Source organism: Luteimonas sp. Soil_N_1 (assembly GCF_057656255.1).
In genome coordinates this window covers 1,935,311-1,955,003 of record NZ_JBDGKS010000001.1, presented here as the reverse complement: position 1 = coordinate 1,955,003, position 19,693 = coordinate 1,935,311, and the positions used below count along the sequence as shown (strand labels likewise).

Here is a 19,693-nt window from a genome sequence, read left to right as displayed (position 1 = left end):
GTCGGGATGGCATTGCTAGACTGCCCGGCCACTCGCAACGGCAGGCACGATGACCCCATCGAAGGCGGCAGGTCCCTCATCCCCTCCTCCGCGCAGCGCGGTCACGCGTCTGCTCAACGTCGTCGAATGGCTCGGCAATCTGCTGCCGCATCCGGTGACGCTGTTCGCATTGCTGTCGGGGCTGATCCTGCTGCTGTCGGGTGTGCTGGGGTACTACGGTGTCTCCGTGCCGGATCCACGGCCCGAAGGCACGGCCGGCCGCTCCGCTGACGGCATCATCCACGTCATCAGCCTGCTCGATGCCGAGGGGCTGCGCCGCATCGTCACCGGACTGGTGACCAACTTCACCGGCTTCGTGCCGCTGGGCACGGTGCTGGTCGCGATGCTCGGCGTCGGCATCGCCGAACGCTCGGGCCTGCTGACGGCGGCGATCAAGCAGCTCGTGCTGGGCGCACCGAAGAACCTGGTGACCGTGGTCATCGTGTTCGCGGCGGTGATGTCGAATACCGCGTCCGAAATGGGCTACGTCGTGGTGATTCCGCTGGCCGCGGCAATCTTCCACGCGCTGGGCCGGCATCCACTCGCAGGGCTGGCAGCGGCATTCGCCGGCGTGTCCGGCGGCTACAGCGCGAACCTGCTGATCGGCACGGTCGACCCGCTGCTGGCCGGCATCACCCAGGAAGCCGCGCAGCTGCTCGACCCCACGTACGAGGTACACGCGGCGGTCAACTGGTACTTCATGGCCGTCAGCACCTTTCTGGTGACGGGCCTGGGCTGGTGGGTCACCGCGCGCATCGTCGAGCCCAAGCTCGGGCCCTACGATCCAGATCAGCTCGATCCCGATGCAGCGCCGGTCAGCATGGCGCCGCTGAATGCGCTCGAGCGCCGTGCACTGGGCTGGGCCGGCCTGAGCGCGCTGCTCGTCGCTGCGGTGATCGCAGCGCTGGTCATCCCCAGCGGCGGTCCGCTGCGCATGCCCGGCATCGACGACACGCTGGGCAGCCTGCGGCCGTTCCTGACCGGCATCGTGGTGCTGGTCGCGGTGTTCTTCGCGATTCCCGGCATCATCTACGGCCGCATCGTCGGCACCATGCGCACCGACCGCGACGTCATCGATGCGATGGCGAAATCGATGTCGACGATGGGCCTGTACATCGTGCTGGTGTTTTTCGCCGCGCAGTTCGTCGCGTTCTTCAACTGGAGCCAGCTGGGCCAGGTGATGGCGGTGCTGGGCTCGAACCTGCTGCAGACGATCGGACTCACCGGGCCGCTGGTGTTCCTGGCCTTCATAGTGATCTGCGCGATCATCAATCTTTCGCTGGGCTCGGCGTCGGCGCAATGGGCGGTGACCGCGCCGATCTTCGTGCCGATGCTGATGCTGATCGGCTACAGCCCGGAAGTGATCCAGGCGGCGTACCGCATCGGCGATTCGGTGACCAATGTGATCACGCCGATGATGAGTTACTTCGGGCTGATCATGGCCTTTGCCGCGCGCTACAAACGCGACCTCGGCGTGGGCACGCTGATCGCGATGATGCTGCCCTACTCGATCGTGTTCTTCGTCGGCTGGACGCTGCTGTTCTTCGTCTGGGTGTTCGCACTGGGGCTGCCGGTCGGACCGGGTGCGCCGACCTATTACACGCCGGGCTGAGCACCGCACGCTGCCGACGGCCTGAAGGACCGCATGGCAGGCTGACGGAACGGCGGCCACTGTGGCCGCCGGCACCGGAGACCCTGACGATGACCGCACGCGCCCGACTCGAGGCCCGCACCGACGGTGCCGACTTCCACGTCCTGTTCGATGATCAGGCCGGCCATCACTGGTCGGCCGACGAGCCCGCGTCACTGGGCGGCGGCGATGCCGGCCCGACGCCCGACCATCTGCTGCTCTCGTCCCTCGGCGCCTGCACCGCGATCACGCTGCGCATGTACGCCGCGCGCAAGCAGTGGCCGCTGGAAGGGGTCGAGGTCGAGCTTGCACTCGATCCCGACGGCAAGCCTGCAGCCGGCACCGACATCGTGCGCACGATCACCCTGCGCGGTACGCTCGATGCCGACCAGCGCGAGCGCCTGCTGCAGATCGCCAATGCCTGCCCGATCCACAAGCTGCTGACCGGCGAGGTGCGGATCGCGAGCGCGCTGACCGGTTGAAACCGCATCCGCGCATGTCGATGCGCTTCAACGCCCACAACAGAAAAGGGCCGGGAAATCCCGGCCCTTTCCGTCGATCAACGACGCGCTGGGATCACCAGATCCGCACGCGGTCTTCCGGTGCCACCCACAACGCATCCTGCTCGGTCACGCCGAACGCGTCGTACCAGGCATCGATGTTGCGCAGCGGTGCGAACGCGCGGATATGGCCCGGCGAGTGCGTGCCGTTGACCAGCTGCTGGCGCAGCGCGTCGTCGCGCCACAGGGTGCGCCACACCTGGCCCCAGCCCATGAACAGGCGCTGCTCGCCGCTGAAACCGTCGATCTCCGGGGCCGGCTTGCCGTCGAGCGAACGACGGTAGGCCTCGAGCGCGATCGTCAGGCCACCGAGGTCGCCGATGTTCTCGCCCATCGCCACGCGGCCGTTGATGTGCATGCCCGGCAGCTGCGGGAACTCGTAGGCCTCGTACTGGGCGCCGAGCTTCGCGGCCTGCGCTTCGAACTTCGCCGCATCGTCGGCCGTCCACCAGTCACGCAGCAGACCCTTGCCGTCGGACTTGCGGCCCTGGTCGTCGAAGCCGTGGATGATTTCGTGGCCGATCACGCCGCCGATGGCGCCGTAGTTGACCGCGGGATCCGCATCGGGATCGAAGAACGGCGGCTGCAGGATCGCGGCCGGGAACACGATCTCGTTCTTGACCGGCGAGTAGTAGGCGTTGACGGTCTGCGGGGTCATGCCCCACTCGGCCTTGTCGACCTGCTGCCCGATGCGCGCGCGGCGGAAGTCCCACTCGAACGCCATCGAACGCTCGGCATTGCCGAACACATCGCCGGCCTGCACGTCGAGGCCGCTGTAGTCGCGCCACTCGTCCGGATGACCGATCTTCAGGCCGAAGTTTTCCAGCTTGGCGTGGGCTTCGCGCTTGGTGTCGTCGCCCATCCAGTCCAGCTGGTCCAGACGCGCGCCCATTGCAACCTTCACGTTGGCGACCAGCTCGTCCATCTTGGTCTTGGCGTCGGCCGGGAAATACAGCTCGACGTAGTCGCGGCCGATCGCCTCGCCCATCGCGTTCTCGGCGAACGAAATGCTGCGCTTCCAGCGCTCACGCTGCTCCGGCTGGCCGGACAGGAACTTGTTGCGGAACTCGAAGTTCGCGTCCTCGAACGCCTTCGACAGCAGCGGCGCTGCGTTGTCGGCGGTGTGGAACGCCTGCCAGGCCTGCAGCGTGGCGACATCGGTGTCGGCGAAGATCGCCGCCATCTTCGGGATCGCGGTGTCTTGGCGGACGACGGCGCGCGGCGCCTGGGTCACGCCGGCGGCCTCGAAGAACGTGGCCCACGGGAAGCCCGGCGCGGTGGTCTCGAATGCGGACAGTTCAACCGGGTTGTAGGTCTTGTCACGGTCGCGGCTTTCGGCGCGCGTCCAGTGCGCATCGGCGATCTTCGTTTCCATCGCAAGGATGGCTTCGGCGTTCTGCTGCGGGTTGTCCCAGCCGGACAGCTCGAGGATCTGCGCGATGTAGGCCTGGTAACGCTCGCGCTGCGGCGCGAAGTTCTCGCGCAGGTACATCTCGCGATCGCCGAGGCCGAGGCCGGACTGGCTCATGTACAGCGTGTAGCGGTCGGGATCGCGCTGGTCGTCGGAGACGCCGACGCTGAAGAAGCTGCGGCCGAATCCGCCGTGGCTTTCGCCCATCAGCGTCGCCAGTGCGGCATGGTCACCAGCTGCGCGGATCGCGGCAAGCTTCGGTGCCAGCGGCTGCGCGCCGAGCGCTTCGATCGCGGCCTGGTCCATGAAGCCCGCGTGCAGCGTCGCGACCTTGGCGCGGTCCGTGTGCGCGGTGTCGGCAGCGTCATAGCTTTCGACCAGCTGGCGCACGCGCGCCTCCGACAGGTCGCGCAGGATCAGGAACGCGCCGTAGCTCGACTTGTCCGACGGGATCTCGGTGGTGTCGGCCCAGGTGCCGCTGACATAGCGGAAGAAGTCCTCGCCCGGGCGGACGCTGGTGTCCATGCCGGCGGTGTCGATGCCCCAGCTGCCCATGCGCTGTGCGGCGATCGGGGCGTCGGCGCTGCCGCCGCTGGTGCCGGACTCGGCCTGGAACAGCGTCTGCAGCTGGCACAGGTCATCGAGACAGGCGTGGTCATGGTCGTGGGCAACGGCGGACGAGGCCGCCATCGTCAGCGCGACGGCCGTGGCCGCGGACAGCAGGGTCTTCTTCAAAGTCGATCTCCGGAATGTCGTGTCAGGCCGGTGTCGCAGTTTCACGCGAAACCGGTCGCCCAGCATACCGGCCCGGATGTATGCATCGCTCCACCGCGCACCCAACCAATGGCACTCGCGGCTGCGGCGATCCCGCATGCAGCGCGGTTCGCGCGGGAAATCCAGCGGTTTTCAGCGTGTCGCGCGAGCGGTCATCGTGCGCAAGGGCGCGCGATTCGGGCGCACGGCAGCGGTGATGCGCGGTGTCCGGCCACATCCGGCAAAGCGGATGCGGATGCAACGCGTCACGCCGCGGGATGTCCCGCGTGCCTCATCGCCGCGTTGCGGTCGGGAGGGTACGTCTCCGCTGCACGGGTTCAGTCGCGCGCGAGCACGCGCACGCGCTGCGTCAGGACGTGCGTCTGTCCCGGTGCGAGACGGACGATGTCCGGACCCGCATTCGCGGCTTCCAGGCACAGGAAACCGCGCCACGCGCCGTCGTTCATCTCGCGGCTGCGCTCGGCCGATGCTTCGCCCGGATTCCACACCACAAGGGACCGGCTGCCCGAGGTCACGAGTTCGATGCGCCGGTCGAGACCGGGATCGTCGAGGCGATATCGGCCGCCGGCATCTGCGTAGATGTAATCGCTGCGACCGGGGTCGCGCGCATCGTCCAGCACCCAGTCGCCGGTCTGCGCGTGCGCGGCGTAATCATCGTTCTTGTCGAAGAAGCGCAGGCCATCGAGGCCTTCCACGCGCACGTCGGCCACATCCGACACGTGGAAGTAACTGTGCAGCGCCTGGGTGAACGCGACGGGCGCGTCACCGGTGTTGATGGTCTCTAGCGTCTGTTCAAGCGTGGCGCCGATACGCAGATGCATGCGCAACTCCAGACCGAGATCGGCGTAACGCGGCGGCGCCAGCGTCAGCGCCACGCTGCCATCGGCGTCACGGGAGGCGTCAACGAGTTGCCAGCGCACCGTGCGCACGAAGCCGTGCGACGGCACGTCGTTGCTCTGGCCCTGACGACCGAAAAACGGCCACACCACCGGCACGCCACCACGGATCGCCGCCGGCGCATCCGCCAGGCGCGGCGACAGCCACAGCAGGTCTTCGCCCCCGGTCGGCACGTACGACAGCAGATGGCCGCCATGCAGTGCGATCGCCGCGCTCGCTTCGGCCGTTTCGACCAGCACCGCCGGATAGCCGGCGAAGCTGCCGATCCGCACACCGTCCACATCGGGCGCAGCCGTTGCTGCAACCGGCGCGCCGGCAGCGGTGACTTCGTCGGCGTAGCGCGCGGGCGCGGTGAAACGGGTTTCGGTGAGAACTGCGGTTTCGGTCATGGCATCGGTCTTCGGAAGCGTGGTGTTCGGCCGGCCTGCAGCGCAGCCGGCGAGCGCGGCGATCAGACAGGGCAGCAGCAGGCGGACGGCACGGTGCATGGCAGGGCTCGTGGGAAACCGGCGCAGGGTAACGCACGCCGCTCGGCCAGCATCGCGGATGCGGCAACACCGTGTGCCGGAATCGACGCGTCGCGTGGCCTCCGCACGATCTAGGCTGCAGGTCCGGTCCCGTCGAGCCACCGCCATGACACTGCGCCCTCTGCTGCTGTTGAGCCTGTTGCTGTCCATCGCCCTGCCCGCCTTCGCGAAGGACGACGCGCCGAAGATCACCGTGCTCTATGACGCCTTCGGCGACGACCCCGCGCTCGAGAAGGACTGGGGATTCGCCGCGCTGATCGAAGTCGACGGCCAGCGCATCCTGTTCGACACCGGCAACGATGCGGAGACGTTCCGCCGCAACGTCGCGGCGAAGGGCGTGGATCTGGCCGATCTCGATATGGTGGTGATGTCGCATCGCCACGCCGACCACATGGCCGGCCTGTCGGTCGTGCTGGAAGCGAATCCCGACGTCGTGATCCACGCGCCGCAGGAAGGTTTCGGCATCTACGGCTCCTCGCTGCCGTCGAGCTTCTACCGCAAGGACGCCGCCCTGCCCGCGCGCATGCGCTACTTCGATGGCGCGCCGCCGGAGACGCTGCAGTTCGGCAGCGCCTGGTCTGGCGCCAAGCTGCAACCCGTGGCGCAGACCACGGAAATCGCGCCGGGCGTCTGGGTGATCGCGACGGTGTCCGATTTACCGGGCACGCGCGAACTGCGCGAGCTGTCGCTGGCCGTGCGCACCCCCGAAGGCCTGCTGCTGGTGGTCGGCTGCTCGCATCCGGGGCTGCCGGTGATCGTCGCCGAAGCGGCGAAGCTCGATCCGGACATCCACCTCGTCATCGGCGGCTTCCATTACGTCAACGCCGATGACGCGGCGATCGCCGGCGTCGTCGAGGCGCTGGCGCCGTACGACATCGACTTCATCGCGCCGGGCCACTGCACCGGCGAAGCGACATTCGCGGCCCTGCAGCGCGCCTATGGCGATCGCTATCTCTACGCGGGTCTGGGCGCGACGCTGGTGCTCGACACCGCCTCAGGTCCCGACCGTCCACGTGGCGAGGCCGCCGTGTTCGGTGATGCGGAACGGACCGCCTATCGCGCGCTCGCGCTGCGCGGCGACCACGTGCACGACCACAGCGCAGGCCGCTGACGCCGCAGCGTCATTCGCCCGAGGCCCACGGCGCCTGCGCGAGCTTGCGGGCCAGATGGTCGACCAGCGCCTGCACCCGCGCAGGTCGACCGCGCCCCGGTGGCATGACCACATGCACCGCGATCTCCGGCGGCTGCCAACCGGGCAATGCGACCTCGAGCGCGCCGCGGCGCAACTCGCGCCAGACCAGAAACTCCGGCTGCAAGGCGAGTCCGGCGCCAGCAAGCAGCGCCGGCGTCAGAGCTTCGGCGTTGTTCGCGCGCAGCACCGATGGCACGCCCACCGAATAGTCGCCGTGCCGCGCGTGGTGGAAGCGCCACGCGGCGCCCGAGCGCGCATAGGCGTAGGTGAGGCCACGATGCGTGCCCAGATCGCGCGGATGTTTCGGTCGACCGACGCGTTCGAAGTACGCCGGCGCGCCGACCAGCAGGATACGTACGCCGCACAGCCGGCGCGCGACGAGGCTGGAATCCTCCAGCGTGCCGATGCGCAGCGCGAGATCGAAGCCGCCGCCGACGATGTCAACGGTCTCGTCGCTGAGCGCGAGTTCGAGCGTGACGTCCGGAAACTTCGCCATGAAGGCCGGCAGCAGCGGCGCGACGTGGGCGACGCCGAACGACATCGGTGCGGCCATGCGCACGTGGCCACGCGGACTCACCGCCTGCGCGGTCACGGACGCCTCGACCGCTTCGCCCTCGGCCAGCAGGCGGCTCGCACGCTCGACTGCATCCTCTCCGGCCGCGGTCAAGGTCATCCGGCGCGAGGTGCGATGCAGCAGCGGCGTGCCGATGCGTTTCTCCAGCCGCGCGATGGCTTTCGACACCGTCGGCTGGGTGATGCCCAGCGCTTCGGCAGTCGAGGCGAAGGAGCCGAGCTCCGCAACGCGCGCGAAGATGGCCCAGGCTTCGAGATCGGGAAGCTTCATGGCGTCATAAATGGAATGGATGTTTTTCCATTCTTTCCGTTCCCCGCATGGGGCGCAAGGCGTAACGTAGCGCCATTCCCGACACGCACTGGAGAACGACATGATCGAACGCCGCCCATTCGACACCCTCGGCGCCGCCAATCACGGCTGGCTCGACGCGCACCACCACTTCTCGTTCGCTAGCTACAACGAGCCGGCGCGCATGGGCTGGGGCGCGTTGCGGGTCTGGAACGACGACCTGATTGCGCCGCGCACCGGCTTTCCGCCGCATTCGCATGCCGACATGGAGATCATCACCTACGTCCGCGAAGGCGCGATCAGCCACAAGGACAATCTCGGCAACGCCGGCCGCACCACCGCCGGCGACGTCCAGGTGATGAGCGCGGGCACCGGCATCCAGCACGCCGAATACAACATGGAAGGCGAGCAGACCCGGATTTTCCAGATCTGGATCATCCCCGATGCACGTGGCGGCGCGCCGGCCTGGGGTACCAAGCCGTTTCCCAAGGACGGGCGCAGCGGCGACTTCATCGCGCTCGCCAGCGGCTTCGACGGCGACGACGACGCGCTGCCGATCCGCGCCGCGGCCCGCGTGCTCGGTGCGACGCTCAAAGCGGGCGACACCGCGGAGTACACGTTCGCCGATGGCCGTCTCGGCTATCTGGTGCCGGCGTCGGGCGCGGTCGAAATCAACGGCACGCGCATCGAAGCACGCGATGGCGCGGCGATCCGCGACGAAGCGGTGATCCGCGTGACTGCGCTGGAAGACGCGGAGCTGGTGCTGGTCGATACCGCACCGTAAGTGCGCGCTGCAGCCCACCCACGATGTCGCAGACGCGGCATTGTGGGTGTCTGCTGTCCGCAGGTGCTTCAGAACACCGACAGGCCGGTCATTCGCGTGAAGCGGTGCAGGGCGTAACCGCCGAGCAGCGAGTTGCCCTTCTCGTCCAGCGCGGGCGACCAGACGCACAGGTTCAGCACGTGCGGCACCACCGCGACGATGCCGCCACCAACCCCACTCTTGGCCGGCAGGCCGACATGGAACGCGAACTCGCCTGCGGCATCGTAGGTACCGCAGGTCATCATCACCGCGTTGATGCGCTTGGCGCGCTCGATGCTGGTCACCTGTTCGCCCGACGACGGGCATTTGCCTCGATCGGCGAGAAACTGCAGGCTGCGCGCGAGGTCGATGCAGTTCATCTTGAGCGCGCACTGGAAGTAATAGAAATCCAGCACTGCCTGCAAGTCGTTCTTGATGTTGCCGAAGCTGCGGATGAAGTTGGCCAGCGCCACGTTCCGGTAGCCGCTCTTGCGCTCCGACTCCCAGATCTCGTCATCGCGGCCAATCTCTGCATTGCCGGACCGGTCGCGCATGAACTGCAGCAACGCGGCTTCGGGATCGTCGTAGTGCGAGAGGATCACGTCGGCGACGACGATCGCGCCGGCGTTGATGAAGGGATTGCGCGGAATACCGGCCTCGTGCTCGAGCTGGATCAGCGAATTGAACGGATCGCCCGAGGGCTCGCGGCCGACGCGCTTCCACAGATCGTCGCCGGCCTTGTCGAGCGCCAGCGTCAGGGTGTGCACCTTGGAAATACTCTGGATCGAAAACGGCGCGTGCGCCTCGCCCACCGTGTAGACATCGCCGTCGAGCGTGGCCACCGCCATGCCGAAGGTGTCGGGCGGCACGGACGCGAGCGCGGGGATGTAGTCGGCGACCTTGCCCTTCTGCGCATCGAAGCGTTCGCGGACCTCCGCATGGATCGTCTTGAGCACATTCTGCAGATCATGGCGGCTCAGATCGTGCGGATTCTGCGGGGGACTGCGCATGACACCTCGACTGGGGAACGGCGGGACTGCTTGCCCCGCAGCATGGCGTCGCGGGCGTGACCACACGGTCACGCTGCCATCCGGTCCCGGGCCGCACGGGGACATCCCCTTGACCCGGCATCGGCGAGGCTTGCAGCCATCGCGCACCGCGCCGCAACCGCACAGGACACCGAACGCATGGGCATGCTGATCGAAGGCCGCTGGGAATCCGACGACGACAAACTCGTCAGCGAGGACGGCGCGCTGAAACGGCCCGACTCGGCCTTCCGCAACTGGATCACGCCCGATGGCGCGCCCGGTCCGACCGGCGAAGGTGGATTCGCCGCCGAGCCCGGCCGCTATCACCTCTACGTGGCGCGGGCCTGTCCCTGGGCGCATCGCGCGACGCTGTTCCGCGAACTCAAGGGCCTGCAGGCGATGATAGGGTTGTCGGTCACCCACTGGCTGATGGCCGACGACGGCTGGACCTTCGCCACCGGCCCCGGCGTGATTGCGGATCCGTTGCATGGCGCCGAAACTGTCTGGCAACTCTACGTGCGCGCCGATCCGCGCTATACCGGACGCGTCACCGTGCCGGTGCTGTGGGACACGCAGCGCGAGACCATCGTCAGCAACGAATCGGCCGACATCATCCGCATGTTCAACAGCGCATTCGACGGCGTCGGCGCGACGCCGGGCGACTACGCGCCGGCAGCGCTGCTCGGCGAGATCGATGCGCTCAACGACCGAATCTACGACGGCCTCAACAACGGTGTGTACAAGGCCGGCTTCGCGACCAGCCAGTCGGCCTACGACGAGGCCGTGCGCGGCGTGTTCGAGACGCTCGACTGGCTGGAAACGCATCTGTCCGGACGGACCTGGCTGTGCGGCGACGTGCAGACCGAAGCCGACTGGCGGTTGTTCACCACCCTGCTCCGCTTCGACGCGGTCTACCACGGGCACTTCAAGTGCAATCTGCGGCAGCTCAAGGACTATCCGGTGCTGTCGGCCTATACGCAGCGGCTCTACGCCGAGCCGGCGGTCGCGCCGACGGTGAACTTCGACCACATCCGTCGCCACTACTACCAGAGCCATCGCCAGATCAATCCGACCGGCATCGTGCCGGTGGGCCCGGAATCGGTGTTTCCGGCCGCGTTCTGAGTCAGGCGCCGCGCGGCGCGTCGACGACCTGCGGTGTGCGCAAGGGCGCACCGTCAGCGTCGAAGAACGCCCGGTTCTGCAGGCCGCGCAGTCTCGCCGCGATCAGGCGCAGGAAGATGCGACCGCCGCCGATCGCGGTCGCGAGGGGCGTGCCCGGCACATGTCCTTCGGCCGACGTCTGGTTGAGTACGAAACGCGGCGGGCCGAACGCCGCATCGCGATCCTGGGGTTCCAGCGCGTCGGCAATCACCCCGACGTAGGCGACACGCGCATCCCGCGCCGTGTTGGCGATGGGCGCCTGGCAGCAGTCGGCGTACCAGCGCAGTACACCCGTGTCCGACAACGACAGACAGGCCAGTCGCGCCTCGCCCGCGGTGAAGCGGATCGCGTCCGGCGGCACGGCGACGATCGCAGTGCCGCCCTGCGCATCGAGCACATCGTCGGCGCCCAGATAACGTGCATAGGCGCGACAGTTGTGGCAGTAGCAGCGCGCATGGCCGTAGGCGTGGGCGTTGTCCACTTCGCCGCGCAACTGTCCGCAGCGGCATCGCAGTTCGACGTGCATGACCGGCTCCCTGGGATTCGACGCCCGGATGCTGCGCCCGCGTCGCGACGGGCCATGTGAAGGCTCAGCCCGCTGCGGCGACCTCGTAGAGTTCCAGCGGCAGGCCGTCGGGATCGGCGAAGAACACGAGGCGCTGACCGGTGTAGGGATCGACACGCACCGGTTCCAGCGCAATGCCACGCGCGGTCAGGCGCGCGCAGGCCGTGTCGATGTCATCGACGGCGAACGCGAGATGGCGCAGGCCGCGTGCTTCCGGCCGCGACGGTCGCGGCGGTGCATCCGGGAACGAAAACAGCTCGATCTGCCCGCCGTCCGGCAGGGCGAGATCGAGCTTCCAGGACTGCCGTTCTTCGCGGTAATGCTCGTCCAGCACGCGCAGGCCCAGCGTCTCGACGTAGAACGCTTTCGACACCGCGTAGTCGCCGCAGATCACCGCGACATGGTGGAGGCCGCGCAGCACGGTCAGGCCGGGATTTTCAGCGTGCGTGCGAAGAGCGCCAGCATCTTTGACCAGGCTTCCTTGGCAGCCGCTTCGTCGTAACGCGGTGTGGTGTCGTTGTTGAAGCCGTGCTCGGTATCCGCCGGCTGATACAGCGCGAACGTCTTGCCGGCCGCCTTCAACGCGGCTTCGTAGTCGGGCCACTGCGCATTGACGCGCGCATCGTTTGACGCGAGCACCACCAGCAGTTCCGCGGTGATCTTCGGCACGTCCTCCAGTGGCGCGGCCGGCCCATAAAACGGCACCGCGGCGCGCAGCGTCGGCAGCTGCGTCGCCAGCCAGTTGGCCATGCCGCCGCCGTAGCAGAAGCCGACGACGCCGAAATGACCGTTGCCCCCTTCGATGGCCTGCAACCAGTCCGCCGCGGCGACGAAGTCCTGCCGCGCCTTGTCCTGGTCCAGCGTGGCGAACAGCGCACGCGCGGCGTCTTCCTCGCCCGGGTAACCGCCCTTCGGGAACAGCGCATCCGGCGCGAACGCGATGTAGCCTTCGAGCGCGATGCGCCGCGTGACATCCTCGATGTGCGGGTTGAGGCCGCGGTTCTCGTGCACCACCAGCACCAGCGGCAACGGACCGCTCGCGTCGGCCGGCCGCGCGAGATAGCCGCGGCCGCGGCCATTGCCCTTGGGCGAATCGAATTCCACATGGCGCGTCTGCAGGCGCGCATCGTCCGGCGCGATCTGCTGCGCGCTCGCGAACTGCGGGCTCAGTGCGGCCAGCAACCCCACCGCGCCCGCGGCGCCTGCGATGCGGCCCGCGCGCGTCAGGAAGCCGCGGCGATCGATCGCGCCGTGCACGTAGTCGTCGAACAACGCGAGGACATCCGGATCGAAATCGCGTGCGGTCTGCTTCGGCGGTGTGGCCATGACGTGCTCCTGCGGCGGATCGGGCCTCGATGGTAATCGCCGCGCGTGACGTCCGGCGTGCGGCCGCCGCAACGCCGCGCTGCACCGCAACAAAACTTCAATACATCGTCGTTAGCCTCCGGCCCCGGTCGCACGTCGGCCCATCGCGTCGCGTGCAAGCGCACGGCGCGCTCGTCCATCCGTCTCCAAGGGGAACACCTGGCATGAAGTCCTACCACCCGGCGCGCCGCGCGTCCGGGCCACGCCCGCGCTGTCTGAGTCGCAGCATCCATTTCCTTCTCGTCGGCGGCATGGTCGCCATGCCGACGCTCGCCCTCGCGCAGGATGCGCCGGCAGCCGACGACATCCAGGCATTGGACGCCGTCTCGGTCACCGGCAGCTACAGTCGCAGCCTCGAGCAGGCCGTCGATCTGAAGCGCGACAACGTGGGCTTCTCCGATTCGATCGTCGCCACCGACGTGGCCGATTTTCCCGAGCAGAACCTCGCCGAGGCGCTGCAGCGCATGCCCGGTGTCACCATCGAACGCAACAAGGGCCTGGGCTCGCGCGTCAACGTGCGCGGCCTGCCGTCGGACTACACGCACGTGTCGATCAACGATCTCGCAACGGCCTCGGGCAGCGGCGGTCGCGAAGTCGAATTCGACATCTTCGCGTCGGAGATCATCCAGCAGGTCACGGTCCAGAAGTCGCCGACCGCGGCGGACGAGGAAGGCGGCATCGCCGGCTCGGTGAAGATCTCCACCGCGCGCCCGTTCGACTACAGCACGCGCCAGCTGGTCGGCTCGGTCGAAGGCGCACATAACTCGATTTCCGAAGAGACCGATCCGAAGGTGTCTTTCCTCGCGTCCGACACCTGGGGCGACTGGGGCGCGCTGGTGTCGTTTTCCAAGGCGAAGCGCACCAACCGCACCGACGGCACGTCGGGCATCAACTTCCGTCCGATGTCGCGCTTCCTCGGCGCGTCCGGCGTGCGCGGGTCGCAGGCCGAAGCCGTGATCGAGCGTGATACCGGTCGCCAGATCGGCAACCGCGCCAACACCGCCGAATCGAACCTGATCGTGTTCCAGGACAAGGTCGGCGACCGCGTGTTCCTCAACGAACAGGACAAGTGGGGCGCGACCGCGTCGCTGCAGTTCAAGCCCAGCAATGACTTCAGCCTCACCTTCGACGCGCTGGTCGGCGGCTACGACTCGACCGAAGACGAGTACGACGCCGCTGCGTACTCCGCATCGAGCCGCAGCACCCTCGAAACCATCCACGCCTACGACGACACCACACTGGCCGAGCACGGCATCCTGGTGCTGCGCGACGTGTCCTACACCGCCACGCAGCACGAGTTCCTGAGCAAGGAACGCCGCAACGAAACCGACTTCCGCCAGTACAGCGCGGCGCTCGACTGGCGCGGCGACACCTGGACCGTCGATGCCCTGCTCGGCTACTCGGGCGCGAAAAAGACACTCGACTACGCCAACCTCAAGCACGTGGCCTATGCGCCTTCGCGCACGCGTTGGACCGATCGCGGCGGCGAGACGATTCCAAGCGCGTCGTCGAACGGCTTCGACATGTACGACTCGCCGGAGCGCTACCTGTTCGAAGCGTACGAGACGACGCTCGAGCACATCAGCGACGACAAGTACGCTGCGCAGGTCAACGTGGGCAAGACGCTGGACCTCGCGTTCCTGCCGGCGCTGCGCAGCATCCGCTTCGGTGCGCGCCACACCGACAAGTCCAAGGAACGCCAGTACGGCGAAGCCAAGATCGGTGGCCCCTCGGCCGGGAACAACAGCTGGGTCAACACGCGCACGCTGGCCGACAGCCAGTTGCAGCCGATCGGCAGCATCGTGCCCGGCGGCGCCTACACCGCGCGCGATCTCGACTGGCAGATGGTCGGCAACGACTACGCACGCGACACCTTCCGCTACGCACGCTTCTCCACCCCGTTCGACGACGCCCAGTACTACCGCGTTGACGAACAGGCGACGGCGCTGTACGCGATGGCGGACGTGGCGTTCGATATGGGCCGCGTGCCGGTCGACATCAACGCCGGCGTGCGCTGGGTCGACACCTCGGTGACTTCGTTCGGCTATCACCCGGTGCAGAATCCGGACGGCAGCACCGGCTATACCGACACGCCCGTGTCGATGGACGGCGACTACAGCGACGTGCTGCCCAGCCTCAACCTCACCGCCGAGCTGCGCGACGGGCTGCTGCTACGCGCCGCTGCGTCGCAGACGCTCATCCGCCCGGCGATGACCGACATCGCCTACAAGCGCACGGCGAGCTGGAGTTCCTACCGCTTCACCGACGGCAACCCGGCACTGAAGCCGACCTATGCCGACCAGTGGGAAGTGGGCCTGGAGCAGTATCTCGACAACGGCGGCCTGCTCGCCGCGTCCTATTTCCGCAAGAAGATCGACGGCGTGGTGATCAATGCGCTGACGGGTGTGGTCGAGGATGTGCCGGTCTACAACGCCAACGGCACGCTCAACGGCATCTTCGATTTCGACGTCTACCAGCCGGTCAACGCCGCAGGCGCCTACGAGGTCGACGGCATCGAGCTCATCGCGCAGCTGCCGCTGACGATGCTGCACCCGGCGCTCGAGGGTTTCGGCATCAACGCCAACTACACGATGCTCGACAGCTCGCTGGCCGGCGAGTCGGATCTCGGCATCCAGACGCCGATGCCCGGCCTGGCCGAGAAGACCTGGAACCTCACCGCGTACTACGAGAACGCGCGCTTCGATGCCCGCGTGTCCTACAACCACAAGAGCGAGTACGTGGAGTCAATCGGCTACAACATGTATCCGATCTACCGCGACGGCTACGGCCAGCTCGACGTGTCGATCGGCCTGCGCCTGGCCGACAACCTCAAGCTGAGCCTCAAGGGCATCAACATGACCGACGAGGCGACGACCGGCTACACCATGGATCCGTCGTTCCCGACGATGTACGAACTGTCGGGCCGCCGCATCTCGCTCGGGCTGCGCGCGGACTTCTGAGTCCGGCTGCTCGCGCAACATGGAAAAGGCCACCGCTTGCGGTGGCCTTTTCTTTCACTCCGAGAAACGAGCGCGGTCAGCGATGCGCCAGCGCGTAATCCAGCGCGGAGACGATCGACGCCACCTGTGCTGCATTGCATTCGGTCGGCGTCGTACGCGGGCTGTCGGGATAGACCTCGGTCGTGGTCACGTACTGCGCGCCGGTGATGCCGGCGCACAGGCCAAGTTCTTCGACTGGGTACTCGATCACGCCGTGCGCGACGACGGGCGAACCGATCATCTCGCCGTCGGCATCGGCTGGCGCTATGTGGGTGACCCGTTCCACCGCGGCGATGACCGCCTGCTGGAATGCGGGCTGCGGGCGCACGCTGTCGTCGACCAGATAGAAACCGTCGGGGATGCCACCCGGCTCGAACGGCACACCGTCACGCGCCGCGAGTGCGGGACGAAACTCGGATTCGTCAGTGTCGGTGGTCTCGTGCAGGTCCACATGCACCAGCACCGCGCCCCGCAGCGGCGCGAGCAACGCGACCAGCGCTGCTGACTCCTGCGCCGGGCTGCCGGCGCGGAACGAGCGGTTCGGGTCGATCGCGTCGATGTTCCAGCGCTGGATATGCTCGTAGCCCCACGGACTGACACAGGGCACGACCAGCAGATTGACCCGCCCCGCGTAATCCGCCGCGGACCGCTCGACGAACTCGAGCGCCCCTTCGATGCCGCTGGTCTCGTAGCCGTGGACACCGCCGGTGACGACCGCCACCGGCAGATCCGGCTGCCAGTCGCGGCTGCGGATCGCCAGCAGCGGGTACGTGCGGCCGTCGGCCTCGAGCCGGCTGTAATCGAGCATGCCGTAGGTCTCGACATCGAACCGGTCGCGCAACGCATCGACGCGTGCGACCACGTCGTCGGCATGACTGCGCTGACGTACCTGGCGGGCCCGCCAGGCGGCACGTTCGGCGTCGCCCCAGGGCTGGCCCGGTGTGCCGATCGGATAGGCGATGGATTGCTGCATGACGGAGACTCGCGTTGCGGAAAACCGCGGCACTCTAGCATCGCCTCCGTACCGGCCCGTTCAGCCCGGCGCCGGCCGTCCGAACAGAAAGCCCTGCCCGTACTGGCACCCCAGTGTGTCGAGCATCTCGCGCTGCGCCTGTGTTTCCACGCCTTCGGCAATGGTGTCGATGCCCAGCGTGGCAGCCAGCGCGAGGATCGCGCGCACCAGAGCAAGGCTCTCGGCGTGCATGTCGCTGCCCAGGCCGGCGACGAAGCTCTGGTCGATCTTCAGCGCGTGGATCGGAAACCTGTGCAGGTACGACAGGGCCGAGAAACCGGTGCCGAAATCGTCGAGCAGCGCGAACACCCCGCGTGCACGCAGGGTGTCGAGCATGCGCAACGCACGCGGCGCATCGTCGAGCAGCGCGACCTCGGTGATCTCGATGCGCAGGCGCGCGGGATCCACGCCCGAGCGGTCGAGCAAGTGCAGCAGCCGTTCGACGAAATCGTCGGAGCGGAAATGTCGCGGAGAGACGTTGATCGACACGTATCCCGGCCGCGCGTCGTCCGCCATCGCGCCGATGACCCGGCGGTACATCAGCCAGTCGACCTGTTCGATCAGGCCGCTGTCTTCACCGAGCCCGATGAACTCGGCGGGCGACAGGATGCCGTGCACCTCGTGGCGCCAGCGCAGCAATGCCTCATGTCCGACCACGGCGCCGTCGGACATCCGCACGATCGGCTGGAAATAGGGTTCGAACGCATCCTGGAGGATCGCCCGCCGCAGGTCGGCTTCGAGATCCAGCAGGCGCATCGCCTCGGCGCGCATCGCTTCGTCGAACCGCTCGCTGCGATCGCGCCCGCAGGCCTTGGCGCGGTACATCGCCGCATCCGCATCACGCAGCAGGCCGTCGCTGTCGACGCCTGCCTGCGACATCGCGATGCCGATGCTCGCCGAGGGATACAACTCGCGCCCGGCCACCCACATCGGTCGCCCCAGCGTCGCCAGCAGCGAGGCCGCCATCGTGTCGGCGACGGCCGCATCGTCCACGCCGTCCAGCACCACCGCGAACTCGTCGCCGCCCAGACGCGCCACAAGATCCCGCGCGCCGAGCAGCGAAGACACCCGCTGACCGGCTTCGACCAGCATCGCATCGCCGGCCGCGTGGCCGACGCTGTCATTCACCAGCTTGAACCGGTCCAGGTCCATGAACAGCAGCGCGAAGGGCCGGTAGACCTCGGGGCGCAGGGCGGCATCGAGGTGTTCGAGCAGCAGCAGCCGGTTCGGCAGGCCGGTCAGTGGATCGTGCCGGGCCTGATGGACCAGCCGCTGCTGCGCGCGGACGCGTTCGCCGATCTGTGCGCGCAGTTCCCGGTTGGCTTCCTCCAGCTCGCGGGTCCTCGCTTCGACCCGGAACTCCAGTTCGACGTGCGCGGCCTTCGAAGCGTCCTGCGCGCGTTTGCGCTCCAGCGCACTGTCGATGTGATGCGCGACGAAGGTCAGCAGCGCCTGGTCGCTGTGCGCGAACGCCACATCCGGGTCATAGCTCTGTACCGCGATCACGCCGACCGGCTGGCCGTCGCGGGTCAACGGCACCCCGAGCCAGCACTGCGCCTGGCTGCCGCGACTGCGCAGTTCGCCGCTGGCCTCCAGCAGCACGATGCTTTCGCGCCGCGCAAGCAGCGGCTCGCCACTGTCGATGACGTATTCGGTGAGACCGTTGGCCCGCTCGCGCGGACGCCGCGCGACATCCCGTTCGTCGACCGAATACGGAAACTCGAGACGCTGGCCGTCCTGGCTGAGCATCGCGATGTAGAAGTTCCGGGCGTACAGCAGCTCGCCGATGATCGCGTGCAGGTCCGCATAGAAGCGCTCCAGGCTGCCGGCGGTCACCGACAGTTCGCTGATCCGGAACAGGGCGCGCTGCAGCCGTTCGGCGCGTTCGCGTTCGGCGATCTGGGCCTGGAGCCCGAGATTGGCCGCCTGCAGTTCCAGCGTGCGTGCGTCCACGCGGTGTTCGAGTTCGGCGTGCGCGCGCTTGCGGTCCAGCGCGGTCAGGATGTGCTGGGCCACGAATTCCAGCAGCACGCGATCCTGCTGGCTGTAGCGGTCGGGCCGGTCGTAGCTCTGCACGACGATCGCGCCGCAGATGCGACCGTCGCGCCGCAGCGGCACGCCCAGCCAGTCGGCACTGTCGGGCCCGTGCAGCAGGTCGCGGTCGTCCACACCATGGACGCGCCGCAACTGTGCCGACGGCCCCAGCATCGGCTGGCCCTCGCGCAGCAGCGCGATGGTGAGGCTGTTGGGCATGTCGCTGACGTGCAGTTCCTGGTCGGGATTGGCGACCCATGGATCGAGCGCGTCGACGAAATAAAGGAAGCGCAGCGTTTCCTTGAGATCGTCGTACAGCACGATGTAGAAATTCTCGGCCGTCATCAGCCCGCCGACGAGCGCATGGATGTGGACCAGCATCTCCTGCATCTCGAGCGCCGAACCTGCCAGGTCGGCAATGCCGTACAGCGCCTGCTGCAGACGTTCCGAACGCCGCAGGGTGTCCACGCGTGCCTCGGTCGCCAGGCGTGCGAGCGCGCGGGCCTGGCTGTCGGCGGCCAGACGCACCCAGGCAGCGTGCCCGTCGTGTGCGGCGTCGGTCGCCACCACCACGCGGCGTCCTTCGACCCGGGCGCAGTACACGTCCGCCGGGATGAGATCGCGTTCGATCGCCGCTGCCACACGGTCCTGGAGCATCGCGGCCTGTGCGCCCTGCCCGGCCACGCCTGCGCCCAGGCGTGGGCAGTGCCAGGCGATGCCCACCGAACACCCGGGCGGCGCTGTCGCCAGGATCTCGACCGCAGTCGCATCCGCGCCCGCATGCGTGCGCTGCGTCCCTGGTCGGGCTCGGGAATCGGACACGGTGTCTCACGGC

At 67.8% G+C, this 19,693-nt stretch carries 15 protein-coding genes; 6 read left to right on the top strand and 9 right to left on the bottom strand.

What is annotated here, in order from left to right:
- Positions 1–49 precede the first annotated feature (49 nt).
- Together AC3A4E_RS09025 and AC3A4E_RS09020 are read left to right on the top strand one after the other, a co-directional pair.
- Positions 50–1,651 (top strand): AbgT family transporter, encoded by a 1,602-nt coding sequence (locus AC3A4E_RS09025; RefSeq protein ID WP_487631151.1) that lies wholly within the window; start codon positions 50–52, stop codon positions 1,649–1,651.
- Positions 1,652–1,740: 89 nt separating this feature from the next.
- Positions 1,741–2,151, top strand: a complete 411-nt coding sequence (locus AC3A4E_RS09020) for an OsmC family protein (RefSeq protein WP_487631150.1) — start codon at positions 1,741–1,743, stop codon at positions 2,149–2,151.
- Positions 2,152–2,245: 94 nt separating this feature from the next.
- Here AC3A4E_RS09020 and AC3A4E_RS09015 read toward each other — a convergent pair whose 3' ends face one another.
- Complete coding sequence (locus AC3A4E_RS09015) at positions 2,246–4,375, bottom strand: M13 family metallopeptidase (protein ID WP_487631149.1); 2,130 nt, start codon at positions 4,373–4,375, stop codon at positions 2,246–2,248.
- Positions 4,376–4,731: 356 nt separating this feature from the next.
- Entirely contained in the window at positions 4,732–5,799 is a 1,068-nt protein-coding gene (locus tag AC3A4E_RS09010; protein WP_487631148.1) for a D-hexose-6-phosphate mutarotase, read from the bottom strand.
- A 145-nt stretch (positions 5,800–5,944) separates the two neighbouring features.
- Here AC3A4E_RS09010 and AC3A4E_RS09005 point away from each other — a divergent pair, with 145 nt between their 5' ends.
- Entirely contained in the window at positions 5,945–6,949 is a 1,005-nt protein-coding gene (locus AC3A4E_RS09005) for an MBL fold metallo-hydrolase (protein ID WP_487631147.1), read from the top strand.
- A gap of 10 nt (positions 6,950–6,959) precedes the next feature.
- Here AC3A4E_RS09005 and AC3A4E_RS09000 read toward each other — a convergent pair whose 3' ends face one another.
- Positions 6,960–7,874, bottom strand: coding sequence for a LysR family transcriptional regulator (locus AC3A4E_RS09000; protein WP_487631146.1), 915 nt, complete (start codon positions 7,872–7,874; stop codon positions 6,960–6,962).
- 100 nt (positions 7,875–7,974) lie between these two features.
- On the opposite strand from AC3A4E_RS09000, the gene AC3A4E_RS08995 reads away from it, so the two are divergent.
- Entirely contained in the window at positions 7,975–8,676 is a 702-nt protein-coding gene (locus tag AC3A4E_RS08995; RefSeq protein WP_487631145.1) for a pirin family protein, read from the top strand.
- 68 nt (positions 8,677–8,744) lie between these two features.
- On the opposite strand, the gene AC3A4E_RS08990 is transcribed toward AC3A4E_RS08995, so the two are convergent.
- Positions 8,745–9,704, bottom strand: a complete 960-nt coding sequence (locus AC3A4E_RS08990; RefSeq protein ID WP_487631144.1) for a glutaminase — start codon at positions 9,702–9,704, stop codon at positions 8,745–8,747.
- 177 nt (positions 9,705–9,881) lie between these two features.
- Between AC3A4E_RS08990 and AC3A4E_RS08985 the strand changes: the two genes are divergently transcribed.
- Complete coding sequence (locus AC3A4E_RS08985; protein WP_487631143.1) at positions 9,882–10,844, top strand: glutathione S-transferase family protein; 963 nt, start codon at positions 9,882–9,884, stop codon at positions 10,842–10,844.
- 1 nt (position 10,845) lies between these two features.
- Here the strand turns inward: AC3A4E_RS08985 and AC3A4E_RS08980 are convergent, their stop codons facing one another.
- The 3 genes from AC3A4E_RS08980 to AC3A4E_RS08970 all read right to left on the bottom strand — a co-directional run bounded on the left by AC3A4E_RS08980 (position 10,846) and on the right by AC3A4E_RS08970 (position 12,774).
- Positions 10,846–11,409 (bottom strand): DUF6151 family protein, encoded by a 564-nt coding sequence (locus AC3A4E_RS08980; RefSeq protein ID WP_487631142.1) that lies wholly within the window; start codon positions 11,407–11,409, stop codon positions 10,846–10,848.
- Positions 11,410–11,473: 64 nt separating this feature from the next.
- The gene (gene gloA2, locus AC3A4E_RS08975) at positions 11,474–11,869 is read right to left on the bottom strand and encodes an SMU1112c/YaeR family gloxylase I-like metalloprotein (RefSeq protein WP_487631141.1); all 396 of its coding nucleotides are present in this window, start codon (positions 11,867–11,869) and stop codon (positions 11,474–11,476) included.
- A 2-nt stretch (positions 11,870–11,871) separates the two neighbouring features.
- Entirely contained in the window at positions 11,872–12,774 is a 903-nt protein-coding gene (locus tag AC3A4E_RS08970; protein WP_487631140.1) for a dienelactone hydrolase family protein, read from the bottom strand.
- A 203-nt stretch (positions 12,775–12,977) separates the two neighbouring features.
- Between AC3A4E_RS08970 and AC3A4E_RS08965 the strand changes: the two genes are divergently transcribed.
- Positions 12,978–15,773 carry a TonB-dependent receptor gene (locus tag AC3A4E_RS08965; protein ID WP_487631139.1) on the top strand — a complete coding sequence of 932 codons (2,796 nt, stop codon included), beginning with the start codon at positions 12,978–12,980 and terminating at the stop codon, positions 15,771–15,773.
- 76 nt (positions 15,774–15,849) lie between these two features.
- On the opposite strand, the gene AC3A4E_RS08960 is transcribed toward AC3A4E_RS08965, so the two are convergent.
- Together AC3A4E_RS08960 and AC3A4E_RS08955 are read right to left on the bottom strand one after the other, a co-directional pair.
- Positions 15,850–16,785, bottom strand: coding sequence for a M14 family metallopeptidase (locus AC3A4E_RS08960; RefSeq protein ID WP_487631138.1), 936 nt, complete (start codon positions 16,783–16,785; stop codon positions 15,850–15,852).
- Between the two features lie 60 nt (positions 16,786–16,845).
- Entirely contained in the window at positions 16,846–19,680 is a 2,835-nt protein-coding gene (locus tag AC3A4E_RS08955; protein ID WP_487631137.1) for an EAL domain-containing protein, read from the bottom strand.
- Positions 19,681–19,693 lie beyond the last annotated feature (13 nt).

Coding starts and splice junctions, on each gene's coding strand:
- AC3A4E_RS09000 (WP_487631146.1), bottom strand. CDS start 7,874: ATGAAGCTTCCCGATCTCGAAGCCTGGGCCATCTTCGCGCGCGTTGCG.
- AC3A4E_RS08970 (WP_487631140.1), bottom strand. CDS start 12,774: ATGGCCACACCGCCGAAGCAGACCGCACGCGATTTCGATCCGGATGTC.
- AC3A4E_RS09010 (WP_487631148.1), bottom strand. CDS start 5,799: ATGCACCGTGCCGTCCGCCTGCTGCTGCCCTGTCTGATCGCCGCGCTC.
- AC3A4E_RS08965 (WP_487631139.1), top strand. CDS start 12,978: ATGAAGTCCTACCACCCGGCGCGCCGCGCGTCCGGGCCACGCCCGCGC.
- AC3A4E_RS09025 (WP_487631151.1), top strand. CDS start 50: ATGACCCCATCGAAGGCGGCAGGTCCCTCATCCCCTCCTCCGCGCAGC.
- AC3A4E_RS08995 (WP_487631145.1), top strand. CDS start 7,975: ATGATCGAACGCCGCCCATTCGACACCCTCGGCGCCGCCAATCACGGC.
- AC3A4E_RS09005 (WP_487631147.1), top strand. CDS start 5,945: ATGACACTGCGCCCTCTGCTGCTGTTGAGCCTGTTGCTGTCCATCGCC.
- AC3A4E_RS08980 (WP_487631142.1), bottom strand. CDS start 11,409: ATGCACGTCGAACTGCGATGCCGCTGCGGACAGTTGCGCGGCGAAGTG.
- AC3A4E_RS08985 (WP_487631143.1), top strand. CDS start 9,882: ATGGGCATGCTGATCGAAGGCCGCTGGGAATCCGACGACGACAAACTC.
- AC3A4E_RS09020 (WP_487631150.1), top strand. CDS start 1,741: ATGACCGCACGCGCCCGACTCGAGGCCCGCACCGACGGTGCCGACTTC.
- AC3A4E_RS08990 (WP_487631144.1), bottom strand. CDS start 9,704: ATGCGCAGTCCCCCGCAGAATCCGCACGATCTGAGCCGCCATGATCTG.
- AC3A4E_RS08960 (WP_487631138.1), bottom strand. CDS start 16,785: ATGCAGCAATCCATCGCCTATCCGATCGGCACACCGGGCCAGCCCTGG.